At 73.4% G+C, this 20,541-nt stretch carries 14 protein-coding genes; 3 read left to right on the forward strand and 11 right to left on the reverse strand.

The window, feature by feature from the left end:
• Positions 1-34 precede the first annotated feature (34 nt).
• Positions 35-1,399, reverse strand: coding sequence for an LCP family protein (locus ACIRPP_RS08535; RefSeq protein WP_403639099.1), 1,365 nt, complete (start codon positions 1,397-1,399; stop codon positions 35-37).
• A 235-nt stretch (positions 1,400-1,634) separates the two neighbouring features.
• Here ACIRPP_RS08535 and ACIRPP_RS08540 point away from each other — a divergent pair, with 235 nt between their 5' ends.
• A complete protein-coding gene (locus ACIRPP_RS08540) occupies positions 1,635-2,672 on the forward strand; it encodes a glycosyltransferase family 2 protein (protein ID WP_403639101.1) in 1,038 nt (345 codons plus the stop codon).
• A 69-nt stretch (positions 2,673-2,741) separates the two neighbouring features.
• Here the strand turns inward: ACIRPP_RS08540 and ACIRPP_RS08545 are convergent, their stop codons facing one another.
• The 6 genes from ACIRPP_RS08545 to ACIRPP_RS08570 all read right to left on the reverse strand — a co-directional run bounded on the left by ACIRPP_RS08545 (position 2,742) and on the right by ACIRPP_RS08570 (position 13,002).
• A complete protein-coding gene (locus ACIRPP_RS08545) occupies positions 2,742-4,358 on the reverse strand; it encodes an LCP family protein (protein WP_403639103.1) in 1,617 nt (538 codons plus the stop codon).
• A 135-nt stretch (positions 4,359-4,493) separates the two neighbouring features.
• A complete protein-coding gene (locus tag ACIRPP_RS08550; RefSeq protein WP_403639105.1) occupies positions 4,494-6,200 on the reverse strand; it encodes an LCP family protein in 1,707 nt (568 codons plus the stop codon).
• 241 nt (positions 6,201-6,441) lie between these two features.
• Positions 6,442-8,118, reverse strand: coding sequence for an LCP family protein (locus tag ACIRPP_RS08555; RefSeq protein WP_403639107.1), 1,677 nt, complete (start codon positions 8,116-8,118; stop codon positions 6,442-6,444).
• Positions 8,119-8,193: 75 nt separating this feature from the next.
• Positions 8,194-9,921: an LCP family protein gene (locus tag ACIRPP_RS08560; RefSeq protein WP_403639109.1), complete on the reverse strand. Its 1,728-nt coding sequence runs from the start codon at positions 9,919-9,921 to the stop codon at positions 8,194-8,196.
• Positions 9,922-10,165: 244 nt separating this feature from the next.
• Entirely contained in the window at positions 10,166-11,491 is a 1,326-nt protein-coding gene (locus ACIRPP_RS08565; protein ID WP_403639111.1) for an LCP family protein, read from the reverse strand.
• Positions 11,492-12,234: 743 nt separating this feature from the next.
• Complete coding sequence (locus tag ACIRPP_RS08570; protein ID WP_403639113.1) at positions 12,235-13,002, reverse strand: TIGR03089 family protein; 768 nt, start codon at positions 13,000-13,002, stop codon at positions 12,235-12,237.
• Between the two features lie 129 nt (positions 13,003-13,131).
• On the opposite strand from ACIRPP_RS08570, the gene ACIRPP_RS08575 reads away from it, so the two are divergent.
• On the forward strand, positions 13,132-14,523 hold the full coding sequence (locus ACIRPP_RS08575; protein ID WP_403639115.1) for a peptidoglycan recognition protein: 1,392 nt from the start codon (positions 13,132-13,134) through the stop codon (positions 14,521-14,523).
• Positions 14,524-14,658: 135 nt separating this feature from the next.
• Positions 14,659-15,741 (forward strand): NDP-sugar synthase, encoded by a 1,083-nt coding sequence (locus ACIRPP_RS08580; protein ID WP_164337735.1) that lies wholly within the window; start codon positions 14,659-14,661, stop codon positions 15,739-15,741.
• A 118-nt stretch (positions 15,742-15,859) separates the two neighbouring features.
• Here the strand turns inward: ACIRPP_RS08580 and ACIRPP_RS08585 are convergent, their stop codons facing one another.
• The 4 genes from ACIRPP_RS08585 to ACIRPP_RS08600 form a co-directional block, all read right to left on the reverse strand.
• Positions 15,860-16,903 carry a DNA-3-methyladenine glycosylase family protein gene (locus tag ACIRPP_RS08585; protein ID WP_403639117.1) on the reverse strand — a complete coding sequence of 348 codons (1,044 nt, stop codon included), beginning with the start codon at positions 16,901-16,903 and terminating at the stop codon, positions 15,860-15,862.
• Between the two features lie 73 nt (positions 16,904-16,976).
• A complete protein-coding gene (locus tag ACIRPP_RS08590; protein WP_403639119.1) occupies positions 16,977-18,290 on the reverse strand; it encodes a coenzyme F420-0:L-glutamate ligase in 1,314 nt (437 codons plus the stop codon).
• The gene (gene cofD, locus ACIRPP_RS08595; protein ID WP_403639121.1) at positions 18,287-19,285 is read right to left on the reverse strand and encodes a 2-phospho-L-lactate transferase; all 999 of its coding nucleotides are present in this window, start codon (positions 19,283-19,285) and stop codon (positions 18,287-18,289) included. Before cofD ends, ACIRPP_RS08590 begins: the two co-directional genes overlap by 4 nt.
• Positions 19,286-19,319: 34 nt before the next feature.
• The gene (locus ACIRPP_RS08600; RefSeq protein WP_403639123.1) at positions 19,320-19,907 is read right to left on the reverse strand and encodes a cysteine dioxygenase; all 588 of its coding nucleotides are present in this window, start codon (positions 19,905-19,907) and stop codon (positions 19,320-19,322) included.
• Positions 19,908-20,541 lie beyond the last annotated feature (634 nt).

Here is a 20,541-nt window from a genome sequence, read left to right on the forward strand (position 1 = left end):
TGAGCCGGGCCCGCCCCGGGCCGGGAGCCGGGGGTCAGGTGCAGCCCACCTCGTCGCCCCGCACCACCCCGAACTCGTCCTGGCCCGGATCCGCGGCGCGCACCTTGCGCACCTTTTCGAAATCGGCGCCGGCGATCACTTTGAGCGTGGCGCCCTGGCCCTTGACCGCGCGCAACTCGCTGCCCGGCAGGGCGGCGGCCAGCGACTTCGCCGAGCGGTCCCAGCGCGGGTCGTAGACGACGACGGTGCGTTTCACGTCACGGTCGCGGGCGTTGGCCGGCGCCCGGGTGGTGGCGAAGCCGGTCGACGCGAGGGCCGCGTCGACCCGGCGGCCCAGTCCGGCGGTCGCGGTGCCGTTCTCGACCTGCACCCGGATCCGCGCGGGGTCCACGGGCACCCGCAGCGCGCCGCCGCCCTTCGGCCGGGGCGGCGACAGCGGCTCGTCCCGGCGCAGCGCGTCGAAGATGTCCTCGGACTTCTCCGGGTCCCACTTCAGGGTCGAGCCCACGCCCGCCACCCGGTGCCCCATCTTCCCGATGGGCACCGTCGTGAACTCCGACGAGGAGGGCGAGAAGTTCCTCATCGCCCGTCCCAGGTCCAGCAGTTCGTCCGTGCCGAAGCCCTTGTCGGCGCGGACCGAGCCGAGCACCGCCCGGGTCACGTCGCGGAACTTCATCGGGTTGAGCAGGATGCCGGAGGAGGTGGCCCGCTCGACCAGCGCGGCCATGAAGCGCTGCTGGCGCTTCATCCGGCCCAGGTCGGCCGCCGCGTCGACGTACCGGGCCCGCACGTACTGCAGGGCCTCGCCGCCGTCCAGGGTGTGCCGGCCGGGGGCCAGGTCGAGCCCGGTGCGGGTGTCCTTCAGGCGCTGGTCGGTGCAGATCTCCACGCCGCCGACGACGTCGACGGTCTTCATGAAGCTGGTGAAGTCCAGCTCCAGGTAGTGGTCGATCTTCACCCGGGTCATCTTCTCGACCGTGCGCACGGTCAGCTGCGGACCGCCCTCGGCGTAGGCGGCGTTCAGCTTCAGGGGGTGACCCTGGTGCTCCTTGCCGCTGACCCGGTCGGTGTGCGGGGGCGTCATCGCGTAGGAGTCGCGCGGCAGGCTCACCACGCTGGCCCGGTCCCGGTCCTCGGAGATGTGCACGATCATCATCGTGTCGGTGCAGCGGCAGGGCGCTCCGCCGAGCCGGTACTTGCGGCGCTCCTCCTTGCTGATCCGTTCGCGTCCGTCGGTGCCGACGAGCAGGATGTTCATGCCGTGGCCGGCCTCGGGGCGGTTCTTCATGTCCCGGAACGGGTCGACCCGGTCGATCTCCGAGTCCAGGCCGGTGAGCACCGCGTGCCCGATGCCGGCGGAGGCCAGCACCACCACCGACAGGGTGGTGACGGCCCGCATCGCCCAGCGCGCCCTGCGGCGGGCGGGCGGTCGCGGGCCGCCGCGGACGGGTCGCGGCGGGCGCCGGGGCGTGGTGCGGGGCCGGGGGGACCGTGGCGGCGTGGGCAAGGGGGCACCTCCGGACGACGGCCGTGCGTGGATCTTGAGCACCGTAGGCCGATACGATCTGCGGCCCGGCCCATCGCCCCCCGGCGCGCGCACCGGTGTCCCCCGTACGCGGTAACGTGAGCCTCCTATGAACGCCAATCCCGACGTGCGGCTCCCCGCCGTTTCCGTGATCATGCCCGTCCTCAACGAGGAGCGGCATCTGCGCGGCGCCGTCCGCGCGATCCTCGCCCAGGAGTACGCCGGCGAGATGGAGGTCGTGATCGCCCTCGGTCCGTCCACGGACCGCACGGACGAGATCGCCGCCGAGCTCGTGGCCGAGGACGCGCGGGTGCACACCGTGCCCAACCCGACCGGCCGCACCCCGGCCGCCCTCAACGCGGCGATCAAGGCCTCGCGCCATCCGGTCGTGGTCCGCGTCGACGGGCACGGGATGCTTTCCCCGGACTACATCGCCACCGCCGTGCGGCTCCTTCAGGAGACCGGCGCGCAGAACGTCGGCGGCATCATGCACGCCGAGGGCGAGAACGACTGGGAGCACGCGGTCGCCGCGGCGATGACGTCCCGCATCGGGGTGGGCAACGCCGCCTTCCACACCGGCGGCGAGGCGGGTCCCGCAGAGACGGTGTACCTGGGGGTGTTCCGGCGTGAGGCGCTGGAGCAGCAGGGCGGTTACAACGTGGAGTTCATCCGCGCCCAGGACTGGGAGCTGAACTTCCGCATCCGCGAGGCCGGCGGGCTGATCTGGTTCTCGCCGGAGCTGAAGGTGTCCTACCGCCCGCGGCCCTCCGTGCGCGCCCTGGCCAAGCAGTACAAGGACTACGGCCGCTGGCGGCACGTCGTCGCCCGCTACCACGCCGGGTCCATCAACCTGCGCTACCTGGCCCCGCCGACCGCGGTGTGCGCCATCGCGGCCGGGACCCTGGCCGGCGTGCTGCTCACGCCCTGGGGCTTCGTGGTGCCCGGCGGCTACCTGGCGGCCATCCTGCTGGGCTCCCTGCCGGCGGGCAAGGGCCTGCCGCTGAAGGCCCGGCTGCAGATACCCGTGGCCCTGGCCACCATGCACATGTCCTGGGGCTGGGGCTTCCTGACCAGCCCGCGCTCGCTGGCGAAGAAGGTCATCGCCTCGCGCCGCCCCGCCGTCCACGCGGACGCCCCGGCGGCCTGACGCCCGCGGGGGCCTGCCCGCGGGGGAGGCCCCCGCGGGCGTGCCGGGCGGGACCGGTCCGTGCCCGGGCTACCAGCTGAAGGCCGGGTTGACCTGCATGCACGCCGAGTCGTCGGCGCCGTTGAGGGGCTGTGCCGAGTCGGGGGTGCTGTCGTCCTCCTCCGGCGCCCGGTATCCGTCGCCCTCGCGCCAGTCGGCGCCCACCACGAGCGTGACCCCGGACACCTCGGTGGACCGCTTCACCGCACTCGACGGGATGCCGAGGACCTCGGCGACCCGCAGGGCGTCGCCCTCCAGGTCGGCGCTCGGATAGCGCAGCACGGTGCGCTTCTCCCGGGTGGCGCCGACGGTGTCGGCGGTGGCTTGACCGAAGCCCTTCTTCCGGAGCATTCCGGCCACGGTGCCCGCCCGCCCGGCGGCCGGTCCCAGGGTGTCGGTCCGGGTGCCGTTGCGGACCTGCACGGCGATCTCGTCGTCGGGGGCGGCCGCGTCCCCGGGGACCTCCTCCCGGGCCGGCTCCGGCGCCGCGTCCCTGCCGTCCAGGGCGATGTCCTCGCGCACCAGCCGGAACAGCTGCTCGGCGTCCTCGGTGGGCTCCACGCGGGCGCCGACGTACCGGTTGGGCATCGTGGTCATGGTGATACGTTTCGGCTCCACCTTGCGCAGCTCGTTGCTGAGGTCGTAGAGCTTCTTGACGGTGTCCAGGCCGGGGTCGACGGTGAGCGCGCCGGTCGCCTTCTCGGCCAGCCGCCGCAGCTTGTTGGGGCTGCTCAGGGTGGCGTTCTCGCGCAGCTGACGGACCATCGCGTTCATGTACATGTGCTGGGCCTTGGCGCGCGCGAGGTCGCTGCCGTCCTCGAAGCCGTACCGGGTGCGCAGCCACTGCAGGGCCTGCTCGCCCTTGATGAACGTGGTGCCCTTCTCCAGCTTCAGGCCGGAGCCGTGGCCCTGGCCGTCGCGGGAGTGGATGTTGGCGTCCACGCACACCGGGACGCCGCCGACCGCGTCCGCCATGGACACCACCCCGGCGAAGTCGACCATGACGAAGTGGTCGATGTGGATGCCGGTGAGCTCCTGCCAGGTGGCCACGGTGCAGCCCGGACCGCCGTGTCCGAGGCTCTGGTTGGTCATCACGCGGCCGTTGCTCGCCGGGTAGACCGTGCCGTCGTCGGGGTCGGTGCACTTGGGGATCTTCACCAGGGTGTCGCGCGGCATGCTGACGACCGACATGTTGCTGCGGTCGGCGGACAGGTGCACCAGCATCTGCACGTCGGCCAGTGGAGTCGAGCCGAACGTCTCCCGGGCGCCGCCGAGTTGCTGGTTCTCCTTGGTGTCCCGCGCGTCCGAGCCGATCAGCAGGATGTTCAGCGGGGTCTGTCCGGCGGCGTTGGGCGTCGGGGCGGCGACCTTGTTGTCGCCGAGGTTGAGGGTGTCCTTCTTGAGGTTGTCGTTGAGATGCCGGTAGTAGAGGTAACCCGCCCCGGCGGAGCCGGTTATGAGCAGGGCGAGCACGGCCGCGGACCACTTCAGCACCCGGCGTCCGCGCCGCGGGCGGCGGCCGTCGCCGCCGGGCGGGCGCCCGCCGCCGGTGTCCCCGTCGGACGGACCCGCCGGCTGCGGTGCCGGCCCGCCGTCACCGGGTGCGGCTGTTCCGGCGCTGCGCGCGACTGCCCCCGTTCTCGCCACTCCTGGCACCTCTCGTGTCGTGAAACAGGCCCGTCCTGCGTCCTGTTAGACGCACGACGGGCCCGTCAGTTGCACAGGAAAGCCCCGCGACTTCAACAACCTGTGCTCGGCCGCCGCAATCGGCTCAACTGAGCGTCAGCTCGCGCATTCGACCTTGTCGGCGGTGGACTTGTCGACCTCCGGCGGCTTCCCGGCCGAGCCGTCCAGCTTCACCCCGGCGCCCTTGAAGTCCTTGCCGAGGGTGAGCGTCATCGCGGGCACGCCCTGCGAGTTGGTGACGCTCTCGCCGGGCTTCAACGCCGCGCCGGACAGACCGAGGATCGCGGCGAGCCGGCGGGCCTGGGCGGCCTGGTCCGGCGCGTACTCCAGCGTGGTGCGCGCCAGCTGCTCGGCGGCGTTGCCGCCGTTCTCGGACTTGGTGACGCCCTGTTCGACCTGGAGCCAGCTGAGGGTGGTCTGGGCGCTGCCCGCGGGGGCGCCGCCGTTGAGGACCTGCACCCGCACCTCGGAGGCGGGTGCCTTCTCGCCCTTGAGCCGGGCGGCGACGGCGGCCTTCTCCTTCTTCTTTTTCTGCTTGACGTCGGTCAGCGACACGTCGTCCCGGATGGCGTCGAACAGCTGCGGTGCCCGGGACTCGTCGAGGACGACGGTCGCCTTCACCCGCTCGGCCGGGTTGTCCTTCACCGGCACCGTGGCGAAGGAGATGTTCTTCGTCGGCACCTTCTTCAGCTCCAGGGCGACGTCCTTGAGCGTGTTCACGTCGCCGAGGGCCTTGTCCACGGTCAGCGCCTCGGTGGCGGCCTCGGCCAGCTTCAGCAGCTTGGTGGGGCTGGTGAGGGTGTCCCCGGAGGACATCTTGCGCATCAGCGAGGCCAGGAACTGCTGCTGGACCTTGATCCGGTCGAGGTCGCCCTGGTTGCCGAAGCTGGAGCGGGTGCGCACGAACGCGAGGGCCTGCTCGCCCTCGACGGTCGACTCGCCCGCGGGCAGCTTCAGATGGGACTTCTTGTCGTCCACCGGCTTCGCCAGGCACACGTCGACCCCGCCGACGGCCGTCGTGAGGGTCTTGACCGCGTTGAAGTCCGCCATCATGAAGTGGTCGGGCTTGATCCCGGTCGCCGCCTCCACGGTGCGCATGGTGCACCCCGCATCCCGCCCGCCCTCGCCGAGGCTGCGGTTGAAGCGGGCACCCTGGAGTCCGGGGACGACGGTCTCGGTGCCGTCCTCCAGTTTGGTGCGGCAGTCGGGGATGTCGACGATGAGGTCGCGGGGGATGCTCAACGCGGTCGCGTTCGTCCGGTCCTTGGACACGTGCAGCAGCACCGTGGTGTCGGCGTGCCCGAGGCTGCCCTTGTCGCCGTAGCCCTTGTTGCCCGCGCCGGTGCGCTTGTCGGTGCCCAGGACGAGGATGTTGAACGCCTCGTCCTTGCTGAAGTTGCTGCGGGCGGCGTCACCGACGTCGGTGGTGGTGACGTTGCCCTCGAGGTGCTTCAGGTAGAAGTAGCCGGCCGTGCCGGTGGCGAGCACCACGAACGCCATGGTGCCGCCGGTCCACAGCAGGACCTTCCGGGCCTTCGGCTTCTTCTGCGGGGCCCGGCCGCCGCGCCGCCCCGGGGCCGGCTCCGCGGGCCCGCGCCGCCGCTGCGGGGGGACCTCCCGGCCGGGCGTCCGCGTGCGCCCGGTGCCGCCTGGGCCGCGCGGAGTGCCCGCACGCGGTCCGGGCACGGGTGGCTGCGGAGCGGAAGGGCCCAGTCGCAGTTCGTATTCCCCGGTGGCCGGATTGAGTACCCACTGGTCTGCGGGATCGATGTCGTCCCCCCGCCCACGGCCTTGCGCGTCCATGGTGTCCGGATCCTTCGTCGGGACCACGTGGCGCCCTCCCCCCTCCGGAAGGCGCCCGTGGTGCTGGTCACCTCAGTGCACGACGCCAGGACGGACGTCCTCGCGGCCCCGGGGCACTGGAGCGCTCACACTAGCCGCCCTCCTGGGGAAGGAGTGACGTCAGTGATGAATTCCTCGTCCATGAAACAGGGCAATCCCGGTCGTATTTCCCTCAACCGCAGGCAATCAAAGGGTTTTCCCACTACCAGCGGTAGGGCGCGTAGACGTCCATGCACGTCCCCGGCTCCGAGCCCTTGAGGGCGTCCGCCCCCTCGGGCAGGTCGCCCCCCTCGGGTGCCGACTGCCGCGGATAGGCGGCGCCCTCCCGCCAGTCGGCGCCGACGACCACCGTGACCCCGGGCACCCCGGCCGACTCCCGCACCGAACTCACCGGGACGCCCAGCGACTTGGCCACCCGCTCGGCGTCGCCCCGGAGGGCGGGACCGGGGTGGCGGACGACCGTCCGGGCCTCGGCGCCGGCCGGCGAGGGGTCGGCCGCGGCCCGGGTGAAGCCCTTCCCCACCAGGACGCGGCCGATCTCGCCCGCCCGTCCGGTGACCGGGCCCAGCGTCGCCGAACCGGTCGCGTTGCGCACCGACACCACGATCTCCCCGTCCGGTGCCGCCGGGTCCTTCGAGGCCGCGCCGTCCCGGCCCCCGGCGGCCTTCCCGCCGGTGCCCTCCTTGTTGCCCCGGCCGTCGAAGGGCACGTCGTCACGGAGCAGGGACCACATCCGCTCGGCGTCGGCGCCGTCCGCGACGAGGTGGTTGGCGTTGCGCGGGTCCTCCACGGTGGGCAGCGTCGTCATGGTGATCCGGTCCGGCGGCACCGTCCTCAACTGCATGCCCAGGTCGTAGAGCTTCTTCACGGTGCCGATCTCCTCGGACACGGTGAGCGACCTGGTCGCCGCCTCCGCCAGGTCCGTCAGCCGGCCGGTGTCGGTGAAGACGTTCTGCTCGCGCAGGGTGCGGATCATCGAGTTCAGGTACATGCGCTGGGCCCGGGTGCGCAGCACGTCGCTGCCCCAGGCGTGCCGGGTGCGCAGCCACTGCAGCGCCTGCTCGCCCTCGACCTTCGTGGTGCCGGCGCGCAGCTTCAGGCCCGAGCCGCCCGGCACGCGCGGCAGCGGGCGGTCCCACACGTTCTGGTTGACGCAGACCTCGACCCCGCCGACCGCGTCGGCCATCGTCACCACACCGGCGAAGTCGATCGTCATCCAGTGGTCGATGTAGACACCGGTGAGGTTCTCCCAGGTGGCGAGGGTGCAGCCGGCCCCGCCGCGGCCCAGCGTGGTGTTGATGATGTCGTTGGTCGCCGGATACGTCCTCCCCGTCCTCGGGTCCCGGCACCTGGGGATGTCGACCCGGGTGTCGCGCGGGACGCTCACCACGGCCGCGCTCCGGCGGTCCGCGGCCAGGTGGATCAGCATCTGCACGTCCCCCAGCGGCGGGCTGTCCCGGTTGTCCCGGCTGCCGCCCAGCGCGACGTTGCGGTCCGAGGCCCGGCTGTCCGAGCCGATCAGCAGGATGTTCAGCGGCGTCTGCCCGGCCGCGTTCGGCTCCGCCCTGCGCGCCTTGGAATCGCCGCTGCTGCGCTCGCCCCTGGCGAGGTTGCCGTTCAGGTGCCGGTAGTAGAGGTAACCGGCACCGGCCGTGCCGAGTATGAGCACCGCCAGGGCCGTCGCGGCCCAGCGCAGCGCGCGCCGCCCCCGCCGCGGCGCGCGCCCGCCCTGCCGTCCGCCCCCGCCGGGGCCGGGCCCCGGGCCGTCTCCGCCCTCCGCGGCCGACTCCTGCGCGGACGGCGGTCCCGTCCCCGGCCCGCTCCCGCGCCGGGCCGCCGGCGGACGGTCTTCCTCCCGGTGCACACCGCTTCGCGTCATCGTGCTTCCCCCACCCCTCGCGCCGTGACACGGGCCTGCCCCGCGCCCGGCCGGACGCGGGGCAGGCCCGTCAGATCACTTGGCGCACTCGACCTTGTCGGCCGTCGACTTCTTGATGTCGTCCGGCGCCTTGTCCGGCGGCGTCAGCGAGACGCCCGGACCCTTGAAGTCCTTGCCCAGCGTCAGCGTCATCGCCGGCACGCCCTGGGAGTTGGTGACGCTCTCGCCCGGCTTCATCGCCGACCCCGACAGGCCCATGACGGCCGCCAGCCGACGGGCCTGGTCGGCCTGGTCGGGCGCGTACTCCAGCGTCGTCCGGCTCAGCTCCTTCGGCGCGTTGCCCCCGTTCTCCGACTTGGTGACGCCCTCCTGCACCTGGAGCCAGCTGAGGGTCTTCTGGGCGCTGCCCTGGGCGGCGCCGCCGTTGAGGACCCGGACCCGCACCTCGGAGGCGGGTGCCTTCTCGCCCTTGAGCCGGGCGGCGACGGCGGCCTTCTCCTTCTTCTTTTTCTGCTTGACCTCCGTGAACGACACGTCGTTGCGGATGAGGTCGAACACCTGGGGCGCCTGGGACTCGTCGAGGACGACGGTCGACTTCACCTGTTCCGACGGGTTGTCGACCACCGGCACCGTGGTGAAGGTCAGGTTCTCGGTGTTGAGCTTGCCCAGCTCCAGACCCAGGTCCTTCAGCTTGTTGATGCTGTCGAGCTGGGAGTCGACGGTCAGCGCCTCGGTCCCGGCCTCGGCCAGTTTGATCATCTTGGACGGGCTGGTGAGCGTGTCGTTGGACTTCAGCTTGCGCATCAGCGCGCTCAGGAACTGCTGTTGCAGCCCGATCCGGCTCAGGTCGCCGCCGAAGCCGACCGAGTGCCGGGTGCGGACGTACGCCAGCGCCGTCTCGCCCTCGATGGTGTGCGTGCCCTTGGGCAGCTTCAGGTGGGAGTCCGGGTCGTCGATGTCCTTGGCCAGGCACACCTCGACCCCGCCGACCGCGGAGGTCAGGGTCTTGACCGCGTTGAAGTCGGCCACCATGAAGTTGTCCGGGGTGATGCCGGTCAGCTCGGTGACGGTGCGCATGGTGCAGCTGGGCGTCCGGCCGTCCTGGCCGAGGCTGGTGTTGAAGCGGACCCCGGTGGCCCCCGGGATGACCTTGCGGCTGCCGTCCTCCTGCTCGGTGGGGCAGTCGGGGATGTCGACGATGAGGTCGCGCGGGATGCTCAACGCGGTCGCGTTGGACCGGTCCTTGGAGACGTGCAGCAGGATCGTGGTGTCCGCGTGGCCGGCGCTCCCCGCGTCGCCGTAGCCCTTGTTGCCCTTGCCGGTGCGTTTGTCGGTGCCGATCAGCAGGATGTTGATGGCCTCGTCCTTGCTGAAGCCGCCCGTGCTCGCGCCGTCGTCGGAGACGGCCGTGATGTTGTCGTTCAGGTGCTCCAGGTACAGGTATCCGGCCGCGCCGGCGGCGAGCACCACGAACGCCATCACACCGCCGGTCCACAGCAGCGCCTTCTTCGCCTTCGGCTTCTTCTTGGCCGGCCGGCGTCCGCGTCGTCCCGGTGGCGGCTCCGGCGGCGCGCCCCGCCGCCGGCGCGGTGACGGCAGGTCCCGCTCGGGCGACCTCGCCGGCGCCCCGGTGCGGGCGCGCGGCGCGGCCGGGGCGGCCGTGCGGGCGCTGCGGGGTTCGGGGACCGGCGACTGCGGTGCGGAAGGGCCCAGTCGCAGTTCGTATTCACCCGTGTTCGGGTTGAGCACCCACTGGTCTGCGGGGTCGATGTTCTCCGCCCGCCCACGGCTTTGCGCGTCCACGGTCGCCTGAATCCTCCGTCGGGGCCACGCGGCGCCTTTCCCCTCCCAAGGCGCTCGGGTCTCGGTGTCACGGCGCGCGACCTCAGGACCGAGCCGGAGGACCGGCGCACCGGATCGGCTCACACTAACGGCACGGATCAGTTCTGGGCGATGGCGGTGACACATTCCACGCGCCTACAAGCGGGCAATTCGCCCATTTCTCTGGACAACGCCCGCCCGTCCGGGAGTTGTCTTGCCACGGTCTTTACGTGCAGCTGTCCTCGGCGGCCGTGTTCCCGGAGAAGGTGGGCGCGGGCGACGTGCCGTCGGACGGTTCCCCGGACGCCTTTCCCATGGCCTTTCCGTCACGCTGCGTGGCACCGTCATGCGGCTTTCCGTACGACGCCCCGTGCGCCTTCTCGTGCGCCTTCTCCTCGGAGGAGTCGGACGCGAGGGATCCGCTTATCCCGGCGGAACTCCGCGCCGCGCCCTGCGCCACGACCAGCGGCGCGTCGCCGCGCAGACGCTCGAACAGTTCCCGAGCGGCGGGCTGCACCAGCTGGTCCCGATTGGCGTCGTGGACGTACGACTCCCGGGGCACGGTGAGGAATTGCACCCGTTCCGTGGGGATGTCCCGCAGCCCTCGCACGAGTTCGTACAAACCGCGCAGACTCGCCAGTCCGGGATCGGTGGTGAGCGACGAGGTGGCCGCGTCCAGAACGGGATACAGCTTCGCCGGATTCAGCAGCACGTCATTGCTGCGGACCTTGTTGACGAGCGCCCCGAGGAAGCGCTGCTGGCGTTCCATCCGGTCGGTGTCACTTCCGTTGCCGAGCGACTTGCGGGCCCGCACATATCCGAGTGCCTGCTCCCCGTTCAGCGTCACCCGCCCGGCGGGCAGGCTCAGGGCGGCGTCCTTGTCCTCGATGGGCCGCCGCAGGCACACCTCGACCCCGTCGACGGCGTCGACCATCTTCTTGAATCCGTGGAAGTCGACGACGACATGATGGTCGACGCGGATATTCGTGAGTTTCTCCACGGTCCGGATGGCGCAGGCCGAACCGCCCATCGCGAACGCCTGGTTGAACATGGTGAACATCGGCCGGGTGCGCTGGCCGTCCGGGCGCAGGCAGCCCGGCACCTCCACCATCAGGTCGCGCGGCAGGGACACCGCGGTCGCGCTGTGCCGCCCGGCCGACAGGTGCAGCAGGATGGCGGTGTCCGACCGCTCCGTGCCCGAGTCCCGCCCGTAGCGGGCGTTGTCGTCGCCGGACCGCGAGTCCGAGCCGATGAGCAGGATGTTCTGGGCGTCCTTCACCAGCGAGGTCGGCCGCTCCTTCTCGAACCGCGCGAGTTCGGCCGCGGCGGCCTCGTCCGGAGTGATGTTCCCCTCCAGCTTGGCGTACACCGCCCAGCCCGCCCCGGCGGCGACCACCAGCACCCCGGCGGCCGACAGCGCGCCGATCCGCATCCACCGCCGGCGCCTGCGCCGGACCAGGCCGGGCCCGCTCGCCGAGGCGCCCGCACCCGGGCCGAGCCCGCGCCCGGCCGGTCCCGGTCCGCCGGGCGGCGTGCCTGCGGTGTCGCTCATGACCGGTCCACCCTCCCTGGCGTGCGCGGGCGGTGCGCGGACACCCCGCCGGGGAACCGCCGCCCACCGCGTCGTGGCGCGCCGCGAGCGGGGCCCCGCCGTGCGTGCCGTGCCGTCGCTACGACGATGACCCGGCCGCGCGGCCCGGCGCGGGCGGAGCTGCGCCGAACGGGGGACGGGGCACGGCGGGCGGGTGAAGCGCCGGTGCGCGGGGTTTGAGGCCGGCACGGGCCCCACCGGCCTTCGTGGACGGCGGGGCCCGTGGCGGCGGGGCGCGCCCGTGGGCGGCGGCGCGGAAGGCGGGGCCGGGTGCGTTCCCGGACGCAGGGTGCTGCTGGGCGCGTCGGGGCGGGTCGGGTGGGCGTCGGGTTCCGGCCCGGCGTGTGCGGGCGGGCACGGCGCGCGGGTGGCGCGACGGTGTGCGGGGTTTGGGCGGGGGGTCGCGCTCGTAGGCGGCGGGGTGCGTGGGCGGCGGCGCGCAGGGCGTGGTCGGGTGCCCGGCCGCGGGGTGCTGCTGGGCGTGTCGGGGTGGGTCGGGTGTGCGTCGGGGCGCGGTGGTGGCGTGTCGGGGTGCGGCCCGGCGCTCGGTGGCCCGCACGCCCGGCGCCCGGTGGTCCGCTGGGCGGTGCACGTCGGGGGGCACGGGCCTGGGCCCCGGCGACGCGAGGCCGGCCGCCGTCGCGGCCGGCCCGGCGCCGCTCACCGGGGCCGGCGTCGCCCGTCCCGCGCCGGCCGACGCGCCGTCAGGACGGCCGGCGGGCGATGACCGCGACCCGTTCGCTCTCCACCCGCTTGTCCAGGGCCTCGGCGTCGAGCCGGTCCAGGTTCCGGCACAGCACCACCGAGCCCCCGGTGGCCAGCGGGCCGTACAGCCCCGCGTTGAGACCCTCCCAGGTGTCGTAGGGCAGCCCCGACAGGATGCGGGTGCCCGGGCCGGTCAGGCCGAGGCCGGCGGCCTCCGCCTCGGCCCGCTGCACCACCTCGGCCCCGCTGAACTCCCGTCCCGCCACGATCAGCGCGGGGTCCTCGGGCGCGACCGGCGCGTACGGCACGAAGTGGTCGCCCTGCCCCGGCACCTCCACCGCGTAGTCGGCGAAGCCCTCGGGAGGCTGCGGGAAGCGTCCGCCGAGCGGCCGCAGGGCCAGCGCGACGCGCGCTCCGGAACAGGCCCGGGCCGCGTCGAGCGTGTCCGGCCCGCTCACCACGACGTCGGCCGCGCCCGGGTCGGGGGGCGCCACGTCGGCGACCACGCCCACCGACGCGCAGGCCAGCAGCCACACGGCCGTCTGCCAGTGCGCGGGCAGCAGCAGCGCCACCCGGTCGCCCGGTTCGGCGGACAGTTCGTCCTGGAGGAGGTTGGCGGTCTTGGCCACCCAATTGGCGAAGGTGGCCACGGACAATTCGACGCGTTCGCCCGTGGCGTCGTCGTAGAAAGTCACCAGGGGGCGTCCCGGGTCCGCGGCGAGCGCGGAACTCAGCAGGTCGGCAGGGGTGCGGTCGCTGGCGTTCACCCGGGCAAGCGTACGCGGGGCGGCCCGCGGGCACCGTTCGGCCGGGACACCGGTTCGGGGGAACGGGCTCCGACGGCCCGTCACATCCTGGATGGACAGATTCGTACGGCTATGTCCAACCTCAGGGGTATGCGTGGAATTCTTGCTTCCTCAATCGGTGTCACGTGTGCCGCCGCCCTCGCCCTCCCCCTCGCCCCGCCCGCCGCCGCGGTGGCCGCGGGACCGGCGCCGACGGCTGAAGCGGCCACGCGCGGGGCGGGGCCGGCCGAGTCCGGCGTCCCCGGCAGCACCCAGTCCCTGTCCCTCCGTCCGCTCGGCGGCGACCGCGCCGCCGGCACCGTCGTCCAGGGCCTCGGCCCGCGGACCGTACGGCACTTCTCCCTCCTCGGAGTCGTCTGGGACGACCCCGGTGCCGAGCTCGACGGCCGGGTCGAGGTCCGCACCCGGTCGGTCGGGACCGGAGCCTGGTCCGACTGGCAGGACGTCGAGACCCACAACGCCGACCACGCGGCCGACCCGGGCACCCGCGAGCGCACCTCCGGCCGGGTCCGCGGCGCGACCGCACCGCTGTGGGTCGGCGAGTCCGACGGCGTGGAGATCCGCGTCCGGGCGGAGGCCGCCCTGCCGGCCGACGAGTCCGCCGGCACCCCCTCGGGTGCGCGGACCACCACGGCCCCCCTGCTCCCCGCCGGACTCCAGGTCGAACTCATCGACCCCGGGGAGGGCACCCTGCCCGCGGCCGGCGCTCCGGACGACTCCCGGGCCGGCGCGACGACCGCCGAGGCGACGGCCGCCTCCGCCGCCAACGCCGGCCTGGCGCCGCTCGGCGCGACCGAGATCCCCGCCCTGAGCCGCGAGGAGACCGAGCGGGAAGTCCTCGCCGGAGCGGCAAAGACCCGGCAGCAGGCCAAGCCGTACGTCGGCCCGCGCCCGGCCATCACCACCCGGCGCGGCTGGGGCGCCAACGAGAGCCTGCGGGAGAAGAAATTCGCCTACACCAAGAAGGTCAAGGCGGCCTTCGTGCACCACACCGCCTCCGGCAACAACTACAAGTGCTCCCAGGCGCCTTCCCTCATCCGGGGCTTCTACCGCTACCACGTGGTGAGCCTCGGCTGGCGGGACATCGGCTACAACTTCCTCATCGACAAGTGCGGGCGCATCTACGAGGGCCGCGCCGGGGGAGTGGCCAAGGCGGTGCTGGGCGCGCACACGCTCGGCTTCAACAGCAACAGCATGGGCATCGCGGTCATCGGCTCCTACGGCTCCAAGAAGCCGTCGTCCTCCGCCGTGAAGGCCGTGTCGCGGCTGACGGCGTGGAAGCTGGGCCTGCACGGCATGAATCCCAAGGGGAAGACATACCTCACGTCCGCGGGTGGCAACCTCTACCGAAAAGGCAAGAAGGTGCGACTGAACGTGATCTCCGGTCACCGGGACGGGTTCAACACCGCGTGCCCAGGGGGGAAGCTGTACAGCAAGCTCGGCACGGCCCGTTCCACGGCCGCCCGTTACCAGGGCCGCTGAGGTCCGCCCGGCCGCCGGGCCGCACATTCCTTCCTGCCGGAACCACGGCCGTCGCATGCGCGGTGGAACGGTCTGCATACACTGACCGGCCGAAAGACAGTTCGGCCGGTCCCGGCAGGAAGCAGAGACGACAAGGTGACAGAAGCGATCCTCCTGGTCGGCGGCAAGGGCACGCGGCTGCGCCCGCTCACGGTGCACACGCCCAAGCCCATGGTCCCCGCGGCCGGAGTGCCCTTCCTGACGCACCAGCTGGCGAGAGCCAGAGCCGCGGGCGTCGAGCACATCGTCCTGGCCACGTCCTATCTGGCCGAGGTCTTCGAACCCCACTTCGGCGACGGCTCGTCGCTCGGGCTGCACCTCGAGTACGTGACGGAGGAGGAACCGCTCGGCACCGGCGGCGCGATCCGCAACGTCGCCTCCCGGCTCCACTCCGGCCCTGACGAACCGGTGCTCATCTTCAACGGGGACATCCTGACGGGCCTGGACATCCGGGCGCTGGTGCGGACGCACGAGTCGACCGGCGCGGACGTCTCCCTGCACCTGACCAAGGTCACCGACCCCCGGGCGTACGGGCTGGTCCCCACCGACGACACCGGGCGGGTGCTGGCGTTCCTGGAGAAGCCCCAGACGCCCGAGGAGATCGTCACCGACCAGATCAACGCGGGCGCGTACGTCTTCCGCCGCTCCGTCATCGACACCATCCCCGCGGGGCGGCCGGTGTCCGTGGAGCGGGAGACCTTCCCCGGCCTGCTGGCGGCGGGGGCGCACCTCCAGGGCATGGTCGACTCCACCTACTGGCTCGACCTCGGCACCCCCGCGGCGTTCGTGCGCGGCTCGGCGGACCTGGTGCTCGGCCGGGCCCCGTCGCCGGCCGTCCCCGGACGGTGCGGCGACCGGCTGGTGCTGCCCACGGCGACGGTGGCACCCGACGCCAAACTGGCGGGCGGCACCGTGGTGGGCGAGGGCGCGTTCGTGGCGGAGGGCGCGCGCGTCTTCGGCAGCACGATCCTGCCGGGCGCGGTCATCGAACCGGGCGCGGTGGTCACCGACTCCCTGATCGGCACCCGCGCCCGGGTGGGCGAACGGTCGGTCCTCACCGGAACGGTGATAGGCGACGGCGCGGTCGTCGGCGCCCGCAACGAACTCCTCGACGGGGCCCGCGTCTGGTGCGACGCCCGCATCCCGGCCGGCGCGGTCCGCTTCTCCTCGGACCAGTGACCCGGCACGCCGCCACCCTCCCCGGTGCCGCGCGGACGCGGGGCGGGGAGGGGGGCGGCGCGGCGCCGGGTGTGCGCGTGCGGCAGCACGGTGGGCCGTACGTCCGGTGCACCCCGCGCTAAAGCCGCCCGATGTCCCCGTGCGGCATGCGCGGGGCCCGGCGTTCCGGGACCCGGCCGCTCAGCAGGATCAGCCGGGCCGCCCGGTGGCGCTGGCCCGCGTACGGCTCCAGCAGCTCCAGCATCGCCGCGTCGTCCGCGTACCGGTCGCCGGCGAGCGCCCAGCCGACGATGCCGGGCAGGTGCAGGTCCCCCACGGTCACCTCGTCCGGCGCGCCGTGACTGCGCTGCACCGTCTCCGCCGACGTCCACGGGCCGATGCCCGGCACCAGCTCCAGCCGCTCCCGCGCCGCCGCCGGAGGCATCCGCGCCGCCTCCTCCAGCCGGGCCGCGACCCGTACCGCCCGCAGGACGGCCGACGCCCGCTTGTTGTCGACGCCCGCCCGGTGCCACTCCCAGGAGGGGATCAGCGCCCACGTCCTCGGCGGTGGCATCACATGCATCCGCTCCGGCGCCGGTCCGGGCGCCGGTTCGCCGTACTTGCGCACCAGGAGCCGCCACGCCCGGTACGCCTCCCCGGTGGTGACCTTCTGCTCCAGGACGGACGGGATCAGCGACTCCAGCACCAGCCCGGTCCGCGTCAGCCGCAGCCCGGGCCGCCGGTGACGGGTGTGCGCCAGCAGCCGGTGCCGGGGCACGAACGCGTCAGGGTCGTCGGCGGAGCCGCACAGTTCCGGCAGCCGCTCCAGCAGCCAGTCGGCGCCCGGCCCCCACGCCTCGCCCCGCACCTCCTCGCCGCGCCGCGTCACCCGCAGCGTGCCCGGGCCGGCCGGGGTGAGGCTGGCCCGCCACGCCGAACCGTCCGGCAGCGTCCGGAACGTCGGATCGCCGGTCCCGCGCCGCAGCGGACCCAGGACCAGGCCGAGGTCCAGCGGACCGTCCGGCACCCAGATGCGCACCCGCGCGGGCGCCGGCGCCTGCCGGGGGATCCCCGCGGCCCCGGCGGCGGCCCGGCCCGTGCCGCGCGCGGGCACGGCGGCGGCGCGCCCCGCGCCCGCAGGGCTGTGGGGGCGCGGGGGCCGGGGAGCGAAACGTCCTGCCACGAGGGATTCCAGGGGACGGGGGTACGGCACGGGCCGCGGGGACCCTACGAGGGTAGGCGCTCGCGGGACCGGCTCACCGCACCACGACGAAGGCGCCCGCGTCCCGCTCCGGCCGCGGCCGGGGTTCCCCGGCCGGGTGACCGATCGCCACCGCGCCCATCGGGTCCCAGTCCGCCGGCAGGTCCAGCACCTCGCGGACCACGTCGCGGCAGAACATCGTGGACGACACCCAGGCCGAGCCCAGCCGCTCCCCGGACAGGGCGACCAGGAAGTTCTGCACACCGGCGCCCGTGGCGACCACGAACATCTCGCGTTCGGCGCCGTCCCGCCGGGCGTCGCCGTAGGTGTGCGCGCCGTCCGTCACCAGGCAGGGCACGGCCAGGTAGGGCGCGTTGCGCAGGACGTCGCCGCGGCGGATCCGCTTGGCGATGGACTCCTCCGACTTGCCGTCCCCGCGCAGGTCGGCGATCCAGGCGTCCCGCATGGCGTCCAGCAGCCGGGTCCGGGACTCCGGGGACTCCAGCAGCACGAAACGCCAGGGCGTGGTGTGGTGCGGGGCGGGGGCCGTCACCGCGGCGGCCACGGCCCGGCGCACCGCCTCGGGGTCGACCGGTTCGTCGGTGAAGCTGCGCACCGTGCGCCGTCCGGTGACGGCCTCGCGGACCGCCTCCGAGGTGCCGAGGCGGAACATGTCGTCGCGCGCCTCGCGGACCAGGTCCCCAGCGCCCCGGCCGTCCTGCGCCGTCACCAGGTGGGGCAGTCCGCGCACGACCGCCACGGGCAGGCCGGCGGTCTTGCCCTTGACCAGTTCGCCCGCGGCGGCGAGTTCGTCGGCCGTGGCGACGACCGTGGCGGTCAGCGGGTTGCCGTGGGTGTCCTCGCCGCCGCGCAGGTCGTCGGTGACCCGGACGCCCGCCGCGCCGATCGCGACGTCGGTGAGCCCGGTGCGCCAGGGGCGGCCGAAGGTGTCGGTGACGAGCACGCCGACCTCGACGCCGAGGGCGTCGCGCAGGCCGTCCCGTATCGAGCGGGCGGACGCGTCGGGGTCCTCGGGCAGCAACAGCACCGTGCCGGAAGGGGTGTTGGAGGCGTCGACCCCCGCCGCCGCCATGACCAGGCCCTGCCGGTTCTCGACGATGCGCAGCGGGCCGCGCCGGGCGACCACCCGCACCGTCTCCGCGTCGATCGCGGCCTCCCGGTCGGCCGCCTCCACGACACGGCCCTCGGCCTTGGAGACGATCTTCGAGGTGACGAGCAGGACGTCCCCGTCGGCGAGGTCCGGCGCGGCGTCCGCGATCAGCCGGGCGAGGTCGTCGCCCTTGCGGACCTCGGGCAGTCCGGCGACCGCCCACACGTGGTAGCCGGCGTCCCGGTGCGTGCCGGTCACAGGGCGCGCACCTCCCCGGCGAGCGTCAGTGCCTCGCGGGCCATGGCCGCGGCCGCGTCCACGTCGGTCATCATCAGCGGGACGGCGCGGCAGCGGATGCCGGCCGCCTCCACCCGCTCCACCGCATCCGTGTCGGCCGTGTCGACGAGCCAGCCGTCCAGCAGGCCCGAGCCGTAGTGCTCGGCGACCGCCGCCGCGGTGGACTCCACACCGACCGCCGCCAGCACCTTGTCGGCCATGCCGCGCACCGGGGCGCCGCCGACGATCGGCGACAGGCCCACCACCGGTACGCCCGCGTCCGCGATCGCCTCGCGGATGCCGGGGACGGCGAGGATCGTGCCGATGGACACCACCGGGTTGGACGGCGGGAAGAGGATGACGTCGGCCGCGCCGATCGCCTCCAGGACGCCAGGGGCGGGCTTCGCCTGCTCCGCGCCGACCGGCACGATCGCCTCGGCGGGCACCGAGGCCCGCAGTCGCACCCAGTACTCCTGGAAGTGGATCGCCCGGCGCTCGCCCGACCCGCCCTCTTCGCCCGCCCCGTCGCCGTCGCCCTCGGGGAGCGTCACGGCGACGTGCGTCTCCACGCGGTCGTCGGTCATGGGGATCAGCCGCACGCCCGGCTTCCAGCGGTCGCACAGCGCCTCGGTGACCGCGCTCAGCGGATAGCCCGCGCCGAGCATCTGGGTCCGCACGATGTGGGTGGCGAAGTCCCGGTCGCCGAGCCCGAACCACTTCGGGCCGACGCCGTAGGCCGCGAGTTCCTCCTTGAGGTGGAAGGTCTCGTCGGTCCGCCCCCAGCCCTGCTCCTCGTTGATGCCGCCGCCGAGCGTGTACATCACCGTGTCGAGGTCCGGGCAGACCTTGAGCCCGAAGAGGTGGATGTCGTCCCCGGTGTTGCCGATGACCGTGATGTCCGCGTCCTGCGCGGCCTGCTTCAGACCGCGCAGGAAACGGGCACCGCCGATGCCGCCTGCCAGAACCACAATGCGCATGGGAGCAAGTCTGGCAGGCCGCTCCGACAACGTGTCAGGCAGTCACCGGCCCGGACGCCGCCCCGGCCGCGCAGCGGGCGGCCGCGGAGGGCTCCCCGGCCGCCCCGAGACCGGCCCCGGGGTGCATCGGCATCTCCGTCAGGCCGGGGAAGTAGACGTGCAGGCTGACCGCCGGCTCCAGGGTGTCGTTGACGACCTCGTGGACGTAGCCGGGCGCGAACACCCGCTGGGAGCCCGGGGTCAGGACGCGCGTGCCGCGCCGGGTCCGCTCGGTGAGGGCGCCCTCCAGGACGGTGAGCACCCCGGAAGAACGGCCGTGGCCGTGCGGTCCGCTGCCCTGACCCGGCACCCAGGACAGCAGCCACACCTCGTAGCCGGCGGCGTCCTGCCCGGCGGGGCCCTGCGGCCCGCCGAGGGTCTGCGGCACGGCGCGCAGGCGGTGGTACCAGCGGGTGGTGGCGTCGTAGCGGACCAGGTGCTCCCACTGGGAGCGGTCGGCGGCCAGGGCACGGGCCAGGCCGGCGAACTCGGCGACGGTGGCCGGGTGCTCGCGCGGGGCCTGGAGGAGGTGGGGGACTTCGAGGATGTCGCCGGCGATCTGCAGGTCGCTGTCGCTGTTCATGGGGTGCGGTGGTTCCTCTTGCGGAGAGGCGGTGGCAAGGACGGTGCCGCGTGCGTCCGGATCGCGGACGCCGGCGAAGGGCTGCCCTGGTGGGAGCGGGGGGTGCGGCCGAGTCGGGTACGTCTCGGCGGCGGCCGGAGCGAGGGGGGGAGGCTCAACAGCCGCAGGTGCGACAGCTACAGCGAACGCGGGCAGCACCGGGGGACCCGGCGGAGCGGGTCGAGGTGAGTGCCAAGTTCGCGAGCATGCCCACAAGGACAGCGGTTCACACCCCCACTGTCAACTCGACGCCCGTTATGTGGGACATGGTTCACCTCATCCGGTTCATCTCCCAGGTGAAAGGTTTGCTCAGGCGGATCCCGGGACACATGGTGCGCACGACCGGGAGCATGAACGTCGTTGCGATTCCGTGATCCGAATGTGATCAGGTTCGCTTCGTCGCGCGTGCCGGAACGAGTGCTTTCTGCCGGACGTCCTTCCCTGTGGAGGTTGCGCGCGGGGCGGGGCGCTGCGCGGGCCCTGTCTGTGCGTCAAGGTTTAAGGCGATTTGAACACTTTCGGCTTGGCCTTGGTTCCGCAGAGTGAATAAGGGGCCCAATAGCAGATCTCGGCTTGACTCGCCCGGAGCAGCACA

The sequence above is a fragment of the Streptomyces sp. NPDC101219 genome (assembly GCF_044767675.1).
Lineage (GTDB): Bacteria > Actinomycetota > Actinomycetes > Streptomycetales > Streptomycetaceae > Streptomyces.